The following is a 708-nucleotide window of genomic DNA, read 5'->3' on the forward strand; positions in this document are numbered from 1 at the left end:
AAGTAACGTACGCAAACGGCTTAACATCAACCGTTGTGGCACCAACGAAAATCGCAACCACGTTACCGAATGATCGAGAAGCAATGAAAGCCGCGGTAAAAACATGTAATATTTTAGATTTTACAACCGTCAAATTGGTTCGCATCAAGAACACATTGGAAATCGGCGAAATTGAAGTATCAGAAGCATTACTGGAGCATGTCAAGCAACATGAAAATCTTGAACAGATTTCAGAATTAGCTGAACCAAAGTTTGATGAAAACGGGAATTTAACTTAAAGAGTAGAAAGTAAATAACGCTCAAGTATCATCAATTAGTAAAACTGGATTGTGGTAGAACTAATATGCTATTTGAGCGTAGATTTACTTGATCTTTTCAGTCAAAACGAAACTTTTTTAACAAAGACTTAGTTAAAAAGGCGATTTTGCTTATAAACATCAAAATGTACATAAATCAGAGGAGGAAACAAAATGGGTAACTTATTTGATTTAACAGGAAAAACAGCAGTAGCATTCGGTGGGAATAGTACGTTAGGAGCAGCAATGTGTAAAGGTTTAGCAGCACACGGAGCTAAAATTGCGATTGTTGGGCGTAACCTTGAAAAGGCTGAAAAAGTTGTTCAAGAAATTGAAGCAGAGGGCGGTACTGCAAAAGCATTCCAAGCAGATGTGAGCACACGTTCTGATGTAGAAAAGGTTGCAGATGAGA

Annotated in this window: 1 protein-coding gene and 1 pseudogene; both read left to right on the forward strand. The window is 37.4% G+C overall.

The genetic code is table 11. The features are described 5' to 3' along the window. Window positions 1–278: pseudogene (locus K9V48_RS28305) on the forward strand (nickel pincer cofactor-dependent isomerase, group 22); the annotation flags it as partial. Window positions 279–470: 192 nt separating this feature from the next. Continuing rightward, window positions 471–708 (forward strand): SDR family NAD(P)-dependent oxidoreductase (locus tag K9V48_RS28310; protein WP_224142343.1); only part of this gene is annotated, 238 nt, incomplete at its 3' end.

The organism is Metabacillus rhizolycopersici (assembly GCF_020075705.1).